Below are 16,226 nucleotides of genomic sequence, written 5' to 3' on the forward strand. Positions count from 1 at the left end.
CGAATCCTCCGTCGCGGGTCATGGATCAGGTGATGTAGCCGCAGCCCTCGAGATAGTCGAGGTAACGATCGATCATGCCGGTGTCGACGGGTGGGCATTCCGGCCCTCCCTCGGACAGCGCGGCCTCAAAATTGGTTCGACCGTGGGCCGGCACCGGATTGGAGAGATTCTCCGGTCTGGCCGTCAGATAGGGGAGAAACGGGGTCAAGGGGAACGTCGGATCAGCGAGTGATTCGTCCACGCAACGACGAGCCCACTCCTCGTAGGGCAGCTCGGTCACCGAACGACCCCTGGCACGCAGTCGTTCGATGAGCAGGGCGGAGTCGGCGGGCTGTCCGTTGGTCACGTGGAACACGCGGCCTCGGGGGTGCTCGCAGCGAACAAGATGCATCAGTGCGTCTGCGACGAAGTCAACCGGTACGAGATTCAGTGGATAACGCACCGCGGGTGCGATCTCTGATTCCGCAGCCGTCTTCATAAGGGCGGTCAGTTGCGTGCCGGTACTCCAAATCCCGCGACCTGTCGTGCCGCTGATCTCGTGCGGACGGTAAATGCTGCCGGGCAATCCGTGGGTGAAGGCCTGGCTGAGAAGGCGCTCGGCAACCCACTTGGTCTGTGTGTATCCCGTCTCGAGCCCGCTGGGATCCGGCAGAGGTTCATCCTCGGAGACGAAGCGTTTTCCGGACAGGGCACTGATACTGGACACCAGGTGCACGGCCTTGCGCCTGTGAGTAGTGGCCAACCGAAGCACCGTGTGCATACTGTCGACGTTCGCCGGCCGCAAGGCTGTGTACGGATAGGCGAAGTTGACGTGCGCTCCGTTGTGGACGATCACTTGAACGTTTCCGCACAACTTGTCGAACACGCGCCGAGGCAGGCCGAAGTCAGCCTGGGAAAGATCGCCGGGCAACGCGACAACCCGACTTCCGACGATGTCGCCAGAGAGACCGTAGCGGCGAAGCCCGGCTACGAGGCGAGTTCTCGCGGCCGATGCGTCCTGCGCGCGAACCAGGCAGTGGATCGTGGCGTTCGTGTCCCGGATGAGCCGATCGAGGAGAAAAGGACCGAGGAACCCGGTGGGGCCGGTGAGAAAGATATTTCGAGGACTCATGAGGTCCGCGACCACCGGCAGCCCGAAGTCGAGATCGTCGCGCAGGCGCGCCTCGGCCCACAGATCCGGCCGGTGCCGTCCATTGGTAAGAGCGGAGGTGCCGATGGCGGCACGATCGACCGCGTGCGCGAAGTTCCGCACCGAGGGTCCTTCAAGCATCGCTCCGACCAGGGCCGGCCCTTGCTCGGCTCGTATGCCGAGCCTCTCCTGTATGGAAGCGACGGCTTGCACCAACTGCATCGACTGCCCGCCACGGGCGAAGAAGTCGTCGTGTGGCCCCAGCGGCCCCACCGTGAGCAGATCCCCCCACACCTCGGCAACCGTGCGCTCGGTGCTCGAGGCGAACTCCGCAGCCGACCTGACAGAGAGTGTCGCGGGCTCCGGCGACGGCAGCCTGGATCGGTCCACCTTGCCGTTGCTGTTCAACGGCAGTTCGTCCAAAACCAGTATCTGGGCCGGGACCATGAATCCCGGCAGCCGGTCCCGGACATACTCGGAAAGCATGTCGGTGAAGGGTGCGTGATCGCCACAGGGAGGTTCGTCGAAGACCGGTTCACGCACCGATGCGACCCACGCGACAAGCCGGTCATGCCCGGACGCCGACGGCCTGATGTCGGCGACGACACCGCTGACCTGCGGATGGGTCGACAAGACCGCCTCGACTTCGCCAAGTTCGATGCGATAGCCGTTGATCTTGACTTGCCGGTCGATGCGGCCGAGGAACTCGAGGGAGCCGTCAGGCAGCCATTTGACCTTGTCGCCGGTACGGAAGAGCCGTTGATCAGATCTCATCAGGTCGACGAACGGGTTGGTGACGAACCGCTCCGCCGTCCGCTCGGGATCTCCATGATATCCGACGGCCAGGCCATCTCCGCCGGACCACAGTTCGCCGGGCTCTCCGGTACCTGCCAGACTTCCGTCCGGCCGGACGACGTAGCTGGTGGAGTTCGCGGTCGGCCGTCCGATCGGCACCGTGGTTCCCGCCTCCACGTGTTCGACGACCTGCCACGTGCACACGATCCCGGTCTCGGTCGGGCCGCATGAGTTGACGAGACATTGAGGCCTCCCCCGGTCGAGTACCGCTCGAACGACCGCCGGGTTGATCACATCGGCGCACGAGATCAGGTAGCGCAACCGGGCGAACATGTCCGGCCGGTGCGAGCCGATCTCATTGAACACACCGGCGCTGAGCACCAGAATCGTGGCTCGCTCGGCTTCGAGCTTCTGTGCGAACAAGTTCGGTGACAGCAGGACATGCGGATCGATCAACACCAAACGAGCCCCGTTGAGCAGTGCGCCGAAGACTTCCATGCAGGACACGTCGAATGCCAGACTCGACGTCCCCAGCCACACGTCGTCAGGTCCGACTGCCAGCCCATCCCAGCCGACCACCAGACGAGCCGGAACCCGGTGAGGCACGCTCACCGCCTTCGGCTGCCCGGTGGTGCCGGAGGTGAACATGACGTAGGCGGTCGTTCCGCCATCCGGGCCCGCCACCTGTGGATTCACTTCCCGCTCATCCGCGGGAGGCACTCGCCAGGAAACCTTCCTGCACTCCTCACTGCCCCGGAGTGCCTTGCCTGGCTCATCGAGTACCACTCGCACTCGGGCCTGCTCACACATGCTCGCGAGGCGAGAGCGCGGCAACGCGGGGTCGAGCGGCACGTAGACCGCACCGGCCTTGAGTGTCCCCAGAATCGCGGCGATGGCCGCGATTGACGTGCGCGCAGCGACCCCGACGTGATCGCCGACCGTGATCCCCGCGGCGATCAACCGCGACGAAATGGCATTCGCCATGCGATTCAAGTGCCGATACGAGACGGTGAAGTCGTCACCGGTGATCGCAGGGAGATCCGGGACCTGCTTCACCTGCTCCTCAAACAGTCTGTGCAGAGTCGCGTGTCGTGGATAGCAAGTCTTCGTGTCGTTCCATTCGGAAATCTGCTCTCGAAGGTCTTTGCCATACTCGGCCACCATAGTCACGTAACCCCTTCATTCGAACCATTGCTGATACTAGACATCCCTCCACGCTTCGTCCGGCCGTTGTTCCGCGCCACGGGACATGAAGTTCCTGTGTTTCGTCTCGCGGAACAACGGGTTGATCGGCGACGTGGTTCACTCATACTGGACAAGGAGAATCGACCCCTACGCAGGAAGCGAGGCTCGGATCTTAGCCCGGCACGAGTACGGCGCCTTACTCGAAACGGCTGGTCCCGGCCAGCCGAACGGCATAGGCGATGTACCGACAGGGAAACGGGGAGCGATGACCCGCCCGCACAAGTACGACGACACGGAACAGTCAAGTCAGGGTGAAATCGGTGTTCTTGAGGTCGCGGAAGCGATCATCGACACCTTCAATACCCGTAGGGACCATCGTCAGGACGTGGAGGAAGCGAACATGGCAACCCTGGACGTACCCGATAAAGTGGAGCAGTCGCAGAAGAGCAAAAGCGACGTTCGGCTGGCGGCCGACGAACTCGTCGCGTCGTTGAAAGACGTTGCCGTCAAAAATGACTTCCTCGTCAAGGCTCAGGAAGGCAAGCTGACCGAAGCCAATATTCACACCCTGCTTCAGATCGAAGACAAAGGCTTGGCCGGGCTGCTGGGACCGGTCACCGCCGCCGCGATCAAGTACGCCGACCGTCCCGAAACCGCGGATGCCCTGCTGGACCTGGTCAAGCTTCTTCGCGCCGATCAGCAATTGGCCCATGCCGCGGCCTTGTCTTACGGCACCCCGCCGGAGCGCTTTCCCGGCGAACACCTCAACGTCAACGCGATCCCGTACTCGTACGTGGGGTTCATCACGTGGATGGCGGGCTATCGCAATGCCGCGGAGTTCGCGCTCATGGCGTACCTTGACATCTCACTATGGCACCAAACTTGCGTATTGCTGACGCCGGCGCTGGAGAACCATCCCGGCGGACTGCCTCGGCCCGTGGTGGACTACTTCGCCAAGTACGTGGAGCGTCCGGCCACACTTGACAGGTTGATCGCCATCGCCGAGGAGGCCGTCGAGGCCGGAGTGAATCTTCAGCAGGCAATCGGCACCGCGAAGCTGACCGAATACTTCGTCGCCGAGATCTGGCGAGTCGCCGCGGAAGATCGGTGACCTCCCGGTCCTTCCGGCAGCGCGGACCAGCGCTACCCGCTTCGGTGACAGGATGTGACGACGTCCGTAACTTGCGGGAAGGACAGGGAGTCTGACCCTTCGGGGCCACCGCAGACCCAGTACGGGTGGCCCCACCAGGGGAATCGCAACAGAAGCCACGTCGCAGGTCGACCTTCGGGGAGCTGTTTTGTGAGGTCATCACATAGAGGAAACCACGTCGCCAAGTTGGGAGTGTCGCCCTGGCGGCTACCTTTGGTGGGGAATGCTTGGCACCTTCTTGTCCATCCGTTGACGTTTCTCCGGCAGCAGCGCGAACTCGGTGACATCGTGGAGTTTCGCCATGGCAACCGGCGGGTCTACTTCGTCAACGACCCTGTGCTGGCACACGAGGTCCTCACTGGCCAGCGCGCCAATTTCCCCAAGGGGGGCCCGGTCATCAATGCCGCCCGAGCCCTGGGCAGAAACGGCTTGTCCACCACGACCGACGAAAGTCTTCATCATCGGCAACGTCGATTGATGCAACCGCTGTTCCATCATTCACGGTTCCCGGCCTACATCGCCGCCATGCGCGAGACGGTCGAAGAGATCACGTCGTCATGGCGAGAAGGTGAAAAGGTTCGCATCGACAGTGTCGCGTACCAGATTTCGTCCGCGGTTCTGTCGCGATGCCTGTTCTCGGGGAAGCTGGGCTCAAACGCCACGAGAGACTTCATGACTCTTTACCCCAGCGTCGTCGGGGGCATCGGTAGGCGAGCAACGCTGCCGATGCCCTGGTTGCATCGGCTGCCCACGGCCGCCAACCGTCGGTACACCCGCGACCTCGCGACCATTCATCGGGTGACTGACCAGCTCATCGCCGATCACGCCGCCGGTGACGAGACCTATGACGACATCCTGTCCGCCCTTCTCGAGGCCAGGGACGACGACACCGGCAAGACCATGTCGGAGTCTCAGGTTCACGACGAGGTGGTCACTCTCATCAGCGCGGCCAGCGAAACGACGGCGCAGACGCTGTCGTGGGCTCTGCGTGTCCTCGCGAAGGACACCGAACTCGATCGGCGGGTGGCGGCGGAACTGCAGGGCGTACTGGCGAATCGGGCCCCCAGGCATCAGGACCTCCAGGAACTGCCGCTGCTCAGCGCAGTCGTGTCCGAGACGTTGCGCCTGTACCCACCCCTGTGGCTCGTGTCCCGTTACGTCCCGAATGAGACCGAGCTAGGTGGTGTCCTGCTCCGGGCCGGCAGTGAGGTGTACATCAGCGCATTCGCCAATCATCACGACGCCGAGCTCTTCCCGAGTCCCGAGGTCTTCGACGTCACCAGGTGGCTGCCCGGGGCGCCGACCCCCGGCAGAGGCGCCTACATACCTTTCGGCATGGGCACCCGTAAGTGCATCGGCAACGAATTCGCCTTGGCGGAGCTGATGACGACGCTCGCCATCTTTCTTCAACGGTGGCGGCTGTCTCCACAGCACGGCGGGCGGCTGAGCAAGCCGAAGGTCGCGTTCACTTACGGTACGGGACCGTTCACGCTTGTCGCAAGCCAGCGCCGCTCTGGTCCTCCTGAGCACTGATCTTCCGAACCACCCACGCGGGGGCAAGCATATGAGCAGGGAACCAAAGAACCAGGTGCTGCGGTCAGACACCCTGCACCGGTCGTTATCCGATCCAGCCGTCACCTCGATGGGGTTCCTCACCGAGGTCGCCGGCCGCTATCCGGAGGCGATCTCGTTCGCGCTGGGCCGTCCGTCGGACGTGTCTTTCGAGGTCCCCGCGTTGCACCGCTACCTGAGCCGGTTCGTCAGTCACTTGATCGACGATCTCCACTACGGCGAAGCCGGCGTCCGGGACGTACTTTTCCAGTACGGCAGCCCCAAAGGCTTCATACAGCACCTCATCGCGCGCAACCTTCACGTGGATGAGGGGATCGAGGTCGCCCCGGAGTCGATCGTGGTCACGGTGGGCTGTCAAGAGGCGCTCTTCCTGGTGCTGCGAACGCTGTCACGGGACCGGCGCGATGCGGTCCTGGCGATCTCGCCGACCTACATGGGGCTGACCGGAGCGGCAAGGCTGTTGGACATGCCGGTGCTGTCGGTCGACGGCGGCGTGGACGGCGTCGATGTGGCCGCGCTCCGAGAACGAGTGCGTTCCGCCCGGAGCGAGGGGCTGCGCCCTCGGGCGCTCTACATCATTCCGGACTTCGCCAACCCAGCGGGAGTGACGATGCCGACCGCGTTGCGCCACGAACTGCTGGAAGTCGCGGACGCGGAGAACATCCTGTTGCTCGAAGACAATCCTTACGGCCTGTTCCGCACCACCGGCAGACGACCGCCGACGCTCAAGGCCCTGGACCCGGAGCACCAGGTGGTGTACCTCGGTTCGATGGCGAAGACGGTGTTCCCCGCGGCCAGGGTCGGCTACATCGTGGCGGATCAGCCCGTGTTTCACGATCGCGGCGGGAACTCGCTGCTCGCGGACGAGCTGGCGAAGCTCAAGGGCGCGCTCACCGTGAACACGTCGTCGATGGGCCAAGCGATCGTAGCCGGAAAACTGCTGGAAAACGACGGCAGCCTGCTGCGATCCAACACCGCCGAGATCTCGCTCTACCGCCGGAACCTCGAGCGGTTGCTGAAAGGTCTGGATCACCACTTTGGGGATGTGCCAGGTGTAGGGTGGAAGGCACCCGATGGCGGTTTCTTCGTCGTCGTCAGCATGCCCTTCCCAGCGGACGACACGCTGCTCGAGAAGTCGGCCCGTGAGTTCGGAGTGCTCTGGACCCCCATGAGCTACTTCTATGACGGGGAGGGTGGGCAAGCACAGCTCCGGCTCTCGTGCAGCGATCTCACCCTCGACGACATCGACGAGGGGCTGCGTCGTCTAGCCGCCTTGACGACCGCACGGTCGCAAACCTAGTGGGGCCAACTGTGCACCACCACCACCCGTGGGGTCGCCCCCCCCCCGGAGCTGCCATTCAGCCCTCGCAATGGGTCATTCTCTCTCCCCCCTCCCGCGAGGTAGCCCTGCGTGGTCGAATCGGTCGCCCTAGGTGAACAATCAGGCGGTGCCCGACGCCTCCCCCACCACCCCCGACGAACTGCCCTCGGCATTGGCACGCCTGACGACCTCCTTGCCGGGGCTCTCGCCCTCGGTACCGCAGCTCGTTCTGCACGCCCTGTGGGACGGTCTCGGGCTCGCACGCGCGTGCGGACTGGCAGCCGCGCGAACCGCACCGGCCGAGTGGAACAGCAGGCAGCGCAACGCCGAAACCGTCGAATACCTCCTCGCGCGTGAACTGGCCCGGACCGCGGCAGCCACCAGCCGGCCCCTCTCACATCGGAGCACAACCGCAGCCACCGAAGCCCGCGGAACCACATGGGCAGCCATCGTCGTCCAGGCGATCCTCGACTTCGCCCACACCGCGGAACCCCTCGCTCGTACCACAGCCGAGACAGCGGCCACATGGGACGATCAACGCAGCTTCGCAGCGTGCGTGAGCCTGTTCAGCGAACTCGCCGCATGCTGGCGCGGTGAACGCCCCGCCTACCAACTGCGGTACACCGACACCCGGACCTCGCCCTGGTGGAACCACCCGCCCTGTTTCTGAGCACAGCCCTGCCCCCGTCCTGCGCTGGCACCGAACAGGCCACCATGTGGCGACGCGCGGCAGAATGAACCTGGACCCGGTGCGTCGGTTATTGGTATCCGTTGCACTGCCGCAGGAGGTTGAGCCCGAGCTGGGTGCACGTGTGCCAGACGGCCTTGCCGTCGCGGCGGGTGGTGATCAGATGAGAGTGCCGCAGAGTTTTGGCGTGTTCGGAGATCGTCGATTTGGCCATGCCTAGGTCGCGGGCGAGGATGGTGGTGGTCCGGGGTTGGGTGAGGTGTTCGAGGACTGCCGCGCGACCGCGGCCGAGAAGGTCAGCCAGAGGTGTACTCGTGGTGGCATGGTCTATCAGTGGCAGAGGTGTCAGGGCCGGGTAGACGAGGACGTTCCCGTCCGGGTATGGGCCAGCCAGCGGAGGACCGGTCCAGAAGACCGACGGCAGCAGGGTCAGACCCCGGCCGTCCAGCCGGACCTCGACGTGACCGGGCACCCCTCGGCGAGCAACTCGGCTCGAAGTCCGGGAAAGAATTCCTCCATCTGATTCGCGCCACGCGCCAGCAGGGCGTGTGGATAATGGGACTGCGGAACCCTGGGTGGTGTTCAGGACCGGGTTCGCCATCCTGCTCCACTACGGCGACCTGGCGAAAATGGTCGGACAGCACGCGAGCAGTCGGCAGGCCAGCGAAGCCGCCGCCCAATACTATGGCACTGCCCCACGACTTTGTTCTCCTCATCACTTGCCTCTCGCGTGTGAAACGACTGACATCTAAGCTGACGACGCGTTCGCGGCACCCAGTTTCCGCGCAACATTATTGTGGATTGTCGTGGTTGAAATCATCGCTTTGGGAGCAGGCCTCGAAGTCTTTTCCGCTTTATTCGAGAGGTGCCGTTCGTGTTACGGACCCCGCCTGTCCATCCGGTCGGTCCTGGTCTGCGGATGGCCGGCCTGCGCCGGGACGGTGTGGTGATGGTTGGTGCGCTGGTGGAGGTGGGCGAGGGAGAGCAGGCAGAAGATGTCAGCGACCAGCGGCACGTAGAAGACGAAGGGGCGTGGTCCGATGACGTCGGGTTTCGTCGGTAACGTACCGTCGGGGCGCTGGTGGGCCAGCAGGTAACTCGCGGCGGCGGCGGCAGGCTGGGGGTCCGGTTGCGTGCCACATACGGTGATCAGGCCGTAGGCGGTGCTCACCGGATCGCTGCGGTCCCCGTCTTGCTGTCCCCAGCCGCCGTCCGGGTGCTGAGTGCTCAGAGCCAGGTCGACCGCTTTGCGGACCATCTGGTCTGTTCCGGGTACCGGGGGCAGCCCAGGGCGGGTGGCCATGAGTACGGCGCGGAAGATCGTGTGCCAGCGGCTGCTGCTCCAGTCCGGTGGGAACGAGCCGTCCGGGCGTTGCTGCTCGACCACGAAGTTCAGGCCACGACGGAGGGCTTCGCGGTGGCGTAGCGGTTGGAGGGTGAGGGCGTCCAGTGCGGCCACGGTCATGCTCGCCTCCGAGGGTGCACCCTTGACGTAGGTCGGGTAGCCGCCTTCCTCGCCGGCCACGTCGGCCAGCGCCCGCCAGCCGGACTCGACGGCGCCGCGGACGGCCGGATCGCCGGTTAGGTGCAGGAACTGCAACGCCACCGAGATGTCGTCGACGTCGGTGACCTCGGCGGTGTCGGTGACAGACCAGCCACCGTCGGGTTTCTGCTGTCGCAGGACGTGCTCGCGCAGGGCAGCGCAGGTCGATTCCAGGCCGCCGACGGTGGCCAGTGCGATGCCTCCGGTGACGGTCGTCCAGGTGTCGGTGTCGGTGATGAACGGGATACCACCGTCCGGGCGCTGGTGCGGCGCGAGCCGGGTGATGCCGTCGGCGATCTCCGGCTCGGTGCCGGGCAGATAAGCCAGGGCGTGCAGTACCCAGAGGTGGATCAGCACGTTGCCTTCCCAGATTCCCCGGTGCCGCTGGGTTCGCTTCAGCCGGTTCACGTCGGTCTCGGTGACCAGGTCGATCCTGCCGGAGGTGGCGGCCAGGACGACTTTGACGGCGGTGACCTGTGTCTTGGCCCAGGGATGCAGGCCACGCAGGTCAAATGCCCCGGGCGAGGATTCGAGTTCGGCGCGCGAGTCGTCCGTGGTGGCGGCCAGCAGCCGCACGAGCCCGTGCAGCAGGGCTCGTTTCCGTCCCCGGGTGAATTCGGGGGCGTGGTCGAGTACGGCCTCGATGGCTTCGTCGGGCAGCGCGGCGTGCGTGCCCAGTGCCAGGTCGGCCAGCACGCGGTCCAGCCCATCTGGGCTGGTGGTGTGGTCGGTCAGGAATGCCCGCAGGGCGTGGAGGTTCACCGGTTCGGTGGCGGCGGGGACGCGTTCGAGCAGGCGCAGCGCCAACGCCGATTCGAGCACCCTGCTGCGGCAGTGATCACGCAGTGCGCCCTCGTTGTCGACACGGCCCGCGACCGACCGGGCCAGCGCGGCCAGGCCGGTGGAGAAGGCGCCGGGGTCGAGGGGTATGTCGTGGTAGCGGGTGCCGGTGGCGGGTTCACAACGCATGCGGTACCTCCCGGTGATCATCGGCCAGGTATGGCCGGACATCCACGACGTCCATTCCCGCGTCGCGGGCGGCGCGGATGCCGTGCTCGGTGTCCTCGAAGGCCAGACAGTCCCGCGGTGGCACGGCCAGCCGTTCGGCCGCGAGCAGGTAGGCGTCCGGTGCGGGTTTGAGCCGGGCTACGTCTGCTCGCGTCACGATGGTGTTGATCAGCGGTAGCAGGCCGGTGGCCGCCAGGCCGGCGCGGACATTCCGGATGTCGTTGACGGATGCGACGGCGACCGGAATGGTGGCGGCACGCAGGACTTTTGCCACGATGGCGATCTCACGCACCATGCCGGCGCGAGGCCGCCACTGCGCGCTGGCGCTGGTGCACAGCTGGTCATCGGTGCAGCGCAGTTCGGTCGCCTGCTCGTGCCTCAGGCGGTAGCGCAGCTCCGACAGATCGCCCAGGTTGACTGTGCGCAGCCAGTCCAGTGATATTCCGGGGCAGCCGTGCTCGGTCAGCGCGGCCTGGACGGCGATCACGTTGACGTCACCGGTGTCCACGAGGGTTCCGTCGAAATCGAAGATCAGCGCCCGATACGACCCGGTGTCGGGGGAAAGGGTCATGCCTGCCCACCCGCGGGGGCAGCCGGTCCGATGTGGATGGGCAGGGTCTTGGGGCCGCGGACCTGTCCCGCTGTCCAGGTCACTGTGGACGGATCGGGCAGGCTGAATTCCGGGAACCGCTCGAGCCGCACTTCCAGTGCCACCCGCAATTCCATCTGGCCAAGGTGGGCTCCGATACAGCGGTGGATACCGAGGCCGAACGCGACGTGCCGGTTGTCCGCCCGGTCGAACTCCGCCGGGTCACGATTGGCCGAGGGAAAGGACATCAGGACCCAGTCCTCGGCCTTCATGTCCGCGTCCCGCCAGCGCATGTCCCGGGTCACCGGCCGGGCCGTCATCACCGGCGCGTGCGCCCGCAGCAACTCCTCCTCGGCGGTCGGCAGCAACGCGGACTCCGCCACCAGGCGGGCCCGGTCGGCCGGGGTCGTGGCCAGGTGCAACAGTGCCGCGCCGATAGCGCTGGCCGTGGTGTCGATATCGGCGACCAGCAGCGCCGCTAACGTGCCGTAGACATGCAGCGGATCGAGCTCGCGCCCGTTCAGTTCAGCTTCCAGGACACGGGTGGTCAGATCGTCCCTCGGGTGGTCGAGGTGGTCGTGGATCTGGGCCGGCAGGTAGGTCAGGCGCTCGCCCGCGCGGTCGCTGCGTGTCTCGGCCGAGACATTGACGTCCTGCAACGTACTGGTCGCGAAATGCTGCACCCGCGGCGCGTCCTGCTCGGGAAACCCGAGCAGTGTCACCATCAGGTGGGTGGGGATCAGCTGGGTGTACTCACTGACGGCCTCAACCTGATCCCGGCCGGCGAGCGCGTCGATCAGCCCGTGACAGTACGCGCGCGTCACCGGCTCCAGGCGGGCGACGGAGGCCCGGGAGAACGCGGACGAGAGCAGCCGTCGTGCGCCGCGATGGAACGGCAGGTCGGACGACGCCGGGGGCAGCACCCCGACCGGTGCCGCCCCCAGTGGCGGGCGCACGTTGCCGACCACGAACGCGCGGGAGGAGAAACACTCGGCGTCGTGCGCTGTCGCCGAGACGTCCTCGTACCGGGTGCCCAGCCACGCACCGCCGAACCGCTCGGTGCGCGCGACTGGGCGACGCTGGCGCAGGTCGTCCTGGATGCGATGGAAACCGGTGGCCCACTCCGGTTCCGGATCGGTGACGATCTCACTGCGCGCGCCGCGCATCCTCAGCTGTAGCCCGGACCGCACCTCGGCGAACCTGTCGTGCAGGCTCATCTGCCTTCCCTTCAGTGATCGCGACGGAGGATCAGGCCGGCCAGGGCCGCGAACTCATCGGCGGGCCCCGGAGCGGGCTCGGCTTGGTCCAGGCGGGCCAGCGCCTCGTGGACCTGCCGATCGGCTTCAACACGAGCCCACTCCCGCCCGCCGCCGGCCTCGATCAGGTGGGCCACGTGCGTCAACTCCGGTGCTGTGAGCGGCCGGTCAAGCGAGTAGAACTCGGCCAGCTCCGCGCCCGCCGTGCTGTGTGAGTTCAGGGCGGCGACCACCGGCAGGGACTTCTTGCGGCGCTGCAGATCGGCGAAGACCGGCTTGCCCGTGACCTGTGAATCACCCCAGATGCCCAGCAGGTCATCGATCAGCTGGAAGGCCATACCGAGGTGGCGACCGAACTCCGAGAGGCACTCGATCTGCCGTCCGGTGCCTCCGCCGAGCAGCGCACCCAGCCCACAGGCGCAGCCCAGCAGCGCGGCGGTCTTGCCATGCGCCATCGACAGGCACTGCGCGAGATCGACCGCCGCCCGGGTCTCGAAGTCCAGATCCATGCTCTGGCCCTGGATCAGTGCGGCGATCGCGCCCGAGACCATCCGCAGCCCCTGGCCTGCCGCCGGATGCGGAGCCTCGGCCAGCACTTCCAGAGCCAGCGACACCAACGCGTCTCCCGCCAGGACCGCGTGCGGGCTGCCGAACACCACCCACGCGCTCCGGCGGTGCCTGCGAGTGTGATCACCGTCCATGATGTCGTCGTGCAGCAACGAGAAGTTGTGCACCAATTCCACCGCCACGGCTCCGGCAACCGCATCTGTGACATCGCCCCCGACAGCCTGAGCGCAGCCGAACACCAGTGCCGGGCGTAACGCCTTGCCACCACTGGCATCAGCCTGCTCACCGCGTTCGTCCCACCAGCCAAAGTGGTAGCCGGCGACCGTGCGAACCGGCTCTGGCAGCCGATCCACCGCGGCACGCAAACCCGGATCCAGCACTCCACGAACCTGAGTCAAAATCGCCGGCTCCGACCTGGGCACCGGAATCCGCACCCCACCCGCGCCAGGCGCGGTACCGCGGCCGGTCCCGCCCGCCGCGGCATCCGCCCCTTGACCTCGTAGCGTGTGGCGCACCTAGCCCTCCATTCCCGTGGTAATTACCCCAGCGGCGATAACGGTCAGCCACTTTCGCGCTAATTGCCTCGGTGGCGATAACGAAATGGGGATCGAAGATGGTGAATGCGGCTGTCGCACCTGACCATAACGTCCACCCGGACATGCAAGCGACCTTGTTTGTGCAAAAGTCACTGAATGTCGCAGGCGACCGGTCGTTCGCTACCGGCCGCACTCAATGGACACCGACATGGGGGAGAACGCGAGTCACCCACCCAGGGAATTTTGGCAGTTCTGCCTATCAGAACCAGTTACTCGCCGCATCCGGCAGGGCCCAGCAAGCCGGCTGCCGTTAAACCCGTGCCCCCACCCGAACCCGGGGCCTCGTAGCACGACTGAACGCTGCCATCGGGGTGTCGAGCTGGAACTGAGGGAATCTCCACGACCGCGCGTGCTGGCGACTGGGCGCGATGTCAGTGACCTCCACTGGGCACATCGAGCTCAGGACCGGTTTTCCGGCGGGCAATTGTGGGCGGATTCAACTGGTCGACGCAACGCCGGGTGGATTGCTGTCTGACTGAGAGAGTAGTTGATCGAGTGCTTCGCCCAGGCTGCGCCATCCGAGGCGTTTGCGTGGCCGGTTGTTGAGTTCGACTGCGACGAACTCGAGGTAGTCCGGGTAGTAGCCCGACAGGTCGGTGAACTTCGGGAAGTACTGCCGAACAAGGCCGTTCGTGTTCTCCCCTCACTTACCTCGGACGTGAGGGTCGAAGTCCGGTGTCTGACTCGCGTATGCGGCGTTCGGTTCAGCGCGAGGAGCGGGCACAGTGGGCTGCGCGGAGTGCATCCTGTCCAAGATGTGGCGGGCGAGGTCGGTGATACCGGCGGCGTTGGTGATCTCCAAGGTAGTCGCGTTGTAGGCGAGGCGATCTCGGATGGCGACGACGACTTCGGCGGCCATGAGAGAGTCGAGGCCGAGTTGGTCGAGCCCGCGATCGCGACGCAGGCGTCCGAGGTCGGTTTGCAGTGCTTTGGCGATGACCTCGGCTACGACGTCGGCGACGAGAGGCAGCGCCTGTTCGGGTGCTGCGGCGGCGATGCGCTCTCTCAGGCTGCCCGGGCCGACGTCGTCGTGACTGCCGTCGGGGTTGACGGCCTCGAAGCGGGGCTTGGACACAATCGGCAGTACGCGTTGCAGACGGTTCCAGTCGAATCGTCCGGCGACGAGCACCGGACTATCGCCGGTCAGGTTGCGATCGAGTACTTCGAACGCTTCGTCCGGATGTACAGGTTTCAGCCCTGCGTGCCGCACGGCGCCGTACAGGTCGTTGCGTACGACGTACCCGGTCTCGCCGATGGCGCCCCAGCCGATGGCGACACAACGGCGGCCGGCGCGACGCTGGGCGCGGGCGAGCGCTTCCAGGGCGAGGTTGCCCGCGGCATAGTTGGCTTGTTTGGCGTTTCCCACGGTGGCGGTCATCGAGGAGTAGCTGACGAAGAAGTCGAGGGGGTCGTCGCGGGTGAGCGCGTCGAGCGACCAGGCCCCGTGCATCTTGGGAGCGAGGGCGGCGCGGATGCCCGTCTCGTCGAGTTCCGCCAGTTCGGCATCGCTGAGCACCATGGCGACATGGATGACGCCCTTGATGGGTCGGCCATCGGCGCGGAGATGCTGCAGGACGCGACGCAGTGCGGAGGCGTTGGCGACGTCACTGCGAGTGCGGTGGCTTCGGCTCCGACTGCCTCGAGAGCATCGAGCACAGCAGGTGCTCCGGGGCTGTCCGGGCCACGCCCCAGACGCCGCCGACCACGGCTGTAACGCGCCGCCGAAGAGGGCGGGGCAGCTTGTGAGCGCCCATGCCGTTGATGTTGTCGCGGGTCTCATCATCACCCACCTTGGTGAGCCGCCGCCACGCACCAGATCATCCGGCCGCGCAGATCTTCGTCGTCCACGATCGGCGGGACGGGCCGGCCGTAGGAAACCGCCAATTCCCGAATATCGCGCACCTCGGACTCCCATCCGAACCGGGACAGCCAGCCGGCCGGATCATCGAGATGGGAAAGCCACGGCTCCCCCAGCGACGCCACCTGATCAGCAACCTCACAGCCCGGCTGCTCGATCTGGGTGATCCGGTTCATGTGTTCGACCAACAGCACGGTGCCGTGACCGCCGAGTTCACTCAGCGCACCGATCAAGCGGTCGCCCTGCTCGCCGGAAAGGTACAGCAGCACCCCTTCGACCAGCCATGCCACCGGTTCACCCGGGTCCAGCCCCGCATCCACCAGCGCGGGAACCCAGTCCTCGGCGAGGTCGGCATCCATCACCACCCGGCGGCACCCCGGTACCCGCCCGCCCTTGGCGAGCGTCGCCTCTTTGAAGCGCAGCAACGTGGGCCGGTCCAGTTCGAACACGGTCACCCCTGTCGGCCAGTCCAGCCGGAACGCGCGGGTATCCAGCCCTGCACCCAGAACCACTACCTGCCGACCTCCGTGCCGGACAAAACGCAGCAACCGCTTGTCCAGGAACCGAGTGCGCACCGCGAACATATCTCCCAATACGCCAGCCAGCGGTCCCCGCTCAGACGTCTTCCAGCCCGCAGCGGCCAGGAAGTCACCCGCCAGGGGATCGTCGAGCATTCGATCCTTCCGATGCGACTCCGCCCATCGGGCCGCCGCAGCCGTAAGCGCAGTAGCACTCACTCCCCTGCTGTCCGTCCCACGCGTGTTCACCATCGTGTCACCACCTCCTGGGCACTACCACCAGAAACCCCTTGGACGTCGAGACCGCCCCGACTTCGTCGCTCGCAATCAGGCCGGGTACGTCCTCAGCACGTCCCTCCCCCGACATCCGAACCCTGTCCTTCGATCCGACGTGGGTGCCGTTTTCCGACCAGGGTCATTTTCTTTCGTCGGTCGGCGCCGAAGGTAGGCC

At 65.8% G+C, this 16,226-nt stretch carries 12 protein-coding genes and 1 pseudogene; 4 read left to right on the plus strand and 9 right to left on the minus strand.

Annotated elements, in window-relative coordinates:
* Positions 1 to 25 precede the first annotated feature (25 nt).
* The gene (locus tag AMYAL_RS46910) at positions 26 to 3,088 is read right to left on the minus strand and encodes an amino acid adenylation domain-containing protein (protein ID WP_051137589.1); all 3,063 of its coding nucleotides are present in this window, start codon (positions 3,086 to 3,088) and stop codon (positions 26 to 28) included.
* A gap of 286 nt (positions 3,089 to 3,374) precedes the next feature.
* Here AMYAL_RS46910 and AMYAL_RS0135760 point away from each other — a divergent pair, with 286 nt between their 5' ends.
* The 4 genes from AMYAL_RS0135760 to AMYAL_RS0135775 all read left to right on the plus strand — a co-directional run bounded on the left by AMYAL_RS0135760 (position 3,375) and on the right by AMYAL_RS0135775 (position 7,822).
* Entirely contained in the window at positions 3,375 to 4,220 is an 846-nt protein-coding gene (locus AMYAL_RS0135760; protein WP_020636106.1) for a hypothetical protein, read from the plus strand.
* Between the two features lie 231 nt (positions 4,221 to 4,451).
* Positions 4,452 to 5,792 carry a cytochrome P450 gene (locus tag AMYAL_RS46915; RefSeq protein ID WP_342364866.1) on the plus strand — a complete coding sequence of 447 codons (1,341 nt, stop codon included), beginning with the start codon at positions 4,452 to 4,454 and terminating at the stop codon, positions 5,790 to 5,792.
* A gap of 31 nt (positions 5,793 to 5,823) precedes the next feature.
* Positions 5,824 to 7,131 (plus strand): aminotransferase-like domain-containing protein, encoded by a 1,308-nt coding sequence (locus AMYAL_RS0135770; protein WP_051137590.1) that lies wholly within the window; start codon positions 5,824 to 5,826, stop codon positions 7,129 to 7,131.
* 148 nt (positions 7,132 to 7,279) lie between these two features.
* The gene (locus AMYAL_RS0135775) at positions 7,280 to 7,822 is read left to right on the plus strand and encodes a hypothetical protein (RefSeq protein ID WP_093976570.1); all 543 of its coding nucleotides are present in this window, start codon (positions 7,280 to 7,282) and stop codon (positions 7,820 to 7,822) included.
* Between the two features lie 88 nt (positions 7,823 to 7,910).
* Here the strand turns inward: AMYAL_RS0135775 and AMYAL_RS46920 are convergent, their stop codons facing one another.
* The 8 genes and pseudogenes from AMYAL_RS46920 to AMYAL_RS46925 all read right to left on the minus strand — a co-directional run bounded on the left by AMYAL_RS46920 (position 7,911) and on the right by AMYAL_RS46925 (position 16,027).
* The gene (locus AMYAL_RS46920; protein ID WP_020636111.1) at positions 7,911 to 8,312 is read right to left on the minus strand and encodes an ArsR/SmtB family transcription factor; all 402 of its coding nucleotides are present in this window, start codon (positions 8,310 to 8,312) and stop codon (positions 7,911 to 7,913) included.
* A gap of 405 nt (positions 8,313 to 8,717) precedes the next feature.
* Positions 8,718 to 10,352 carry a prenyltransferase/squalene oxidase repeat-containing protein gene (locus AMYAL_RS0135785; RefSeq protein ID WP_020636112.1) on the minus strand — a complete coding sequence of 545 codons (1,635 nt, stop codon included), beginning with the start codon at positions 10,350 to 10,352 and terminating at the stop codon, positions 8,718 to 8,720.
* Positions 10,342 to 10,962, minus strand: a complete 621-nt coding sequence (locus AMYAL_RS0135790; RefSeq protein ID WP_020636113.1) for an HAD family hydrolase — start codon at positions 10,960 to 10,962, stop codon at positions 10,342 to 10,344. The genes AMYAL_RS0135785 and AMYAL_RS0135790 overlap by 11 nt, the downstream gene beginning before the upstream one ends.
* Positions 10,959 to 12,197: a cytochrome P450 gene (locus AMYAL_RS0135795; RefSeq protein ID WP_020636114.1), complete on the minus strand. Its 1,239-nt coding sequence runs from the start codon at positions 12,195 to 12,197 to the stop codon at positions 10,959 to 10,961. The genes AMYAL_RS0135790 and AMYAL_RS0135795 overlap by 4 nt, the downstream gene beginning before the upstream one ends.
* Positions 12,198 to 12,208: 11 nt before the next feature.
* Positions 12,209 to 13,237 (minus strand): family 2 encapsulin nanocompartment cargo protein polyprenyl transferase, encoded by a 1,029-nt coding sequence (locus AMYAL_RS0135800; RefSeq protein WP_039794656.1) that lies wholly within the window; start codon positions 13,235 to 13,237, stop codon positions 12,209 to 12,211.
* 598 nt (positions 13,238 to 13,835) lie between these two features.
* Positions 13,836 to 14,039, minus strand: a pseudogene (locus tag AMYAL_RS50565) (IS30 family transposase); the annotation flags it as partial.
* Positions 14,040 to 14,042: 3 nt separating this feature from the next.
* Positions 14,043 to 15,182, minus strand: coding sequence for a beta-ketoacyl reductase (locus tag AMYAL_RS0135805; protein WP_084702224.1), 1,140 nt, complete (start codon positions 15,180 to 15,182; stop codon positions 14,043 to 14,045).
* Positions 15,182 to 16,027 (minus strand): SAM-dependent methyltransferase, encoded by an 846-nt coding sequence (locus AMYAL_RS46925; RefSeq protein WP_039794658.1) that lies wholly within the window; start codon positions 16,025 to 16,027, stop codon positions 15,182 to 15,184. Before AMYAL_RS46925 ends, AMYAL_RS0135805 begins: the two co-directional genes overlap by 1 nt.
* Between the last annotated feature and the right edge of the window lie 199 nt (positions 16,028 to 16,226).

The sequence above is a fragment of the Amycolatopsis alba DSM 44262 genome (assembly GCF_000384215.1).
In the GTDB taxonomy this organism is placed as follows: domain Bacteria; phylum Actinomycetota; class Actinomycetes; order Mycobacteriales; family Pseudonocardiaceae; genus Amycolatopsis; species Amycolatopsis alba.

Coding starts and splice junctions, on each gene's coding strand:
- AMYAL_RS46910 (WP_051137589.1), bottom strand. CDS start 3,088: ATGGTGGCCGAGTATGGCAAAGACCTTCGAGAGCAGATTTCCGAATGG.
- AMYAL_RS0135760 (WP_020636106.1), top strand. CDS start 3,375: ATGACCCGCCCGCACAAGTACGACGACACGGAACAGTCAAGTCAGGGT.
- AMYAL_RS0135770 (WP_051137590.1), top strand. CDS start 5,824: ATGAGCAGGGAACCAAAGAACCAGGTGCTGCGGTCAGACACCCTGCAC.
- AMYAL_RS0135785 (WP_020636112.1), bottom strand. CDS start 10,352: ATGCGTTGTGAACCCGCCACCGGCACCCGCTACCACGACATACCCCTC.
- AMYAL_RS0135790 (WP_020636113.1), bottom strand. CDS start 10,962: ATGACCCTTTCCCCCGACACCGGGTCGTATCGGGCGCTGATCTTCGAT.
- AMYAL_RS0135795 (WP_020636114.1), bottom strand. CDS start 12,197: ATGAGCCTGCACGACAGGTTCGCCGAGGTGCGGTCCGGGCTACAGCTG.
- AMYAL_RS0135805 (WP_084702224.1), bottom strand. CDS start 15,182: ATGATGAGACCCGCGACAACATCAACGGCATGGGCGCTCACAAGCTGC.
- AMYAL_RS46925 (WP_039794658.1), bottom strand. CDS start 16,027: ATGGTGAACACGCGTGGGACGGACAGCAGGGGAGTGAGTGCTACTGCG.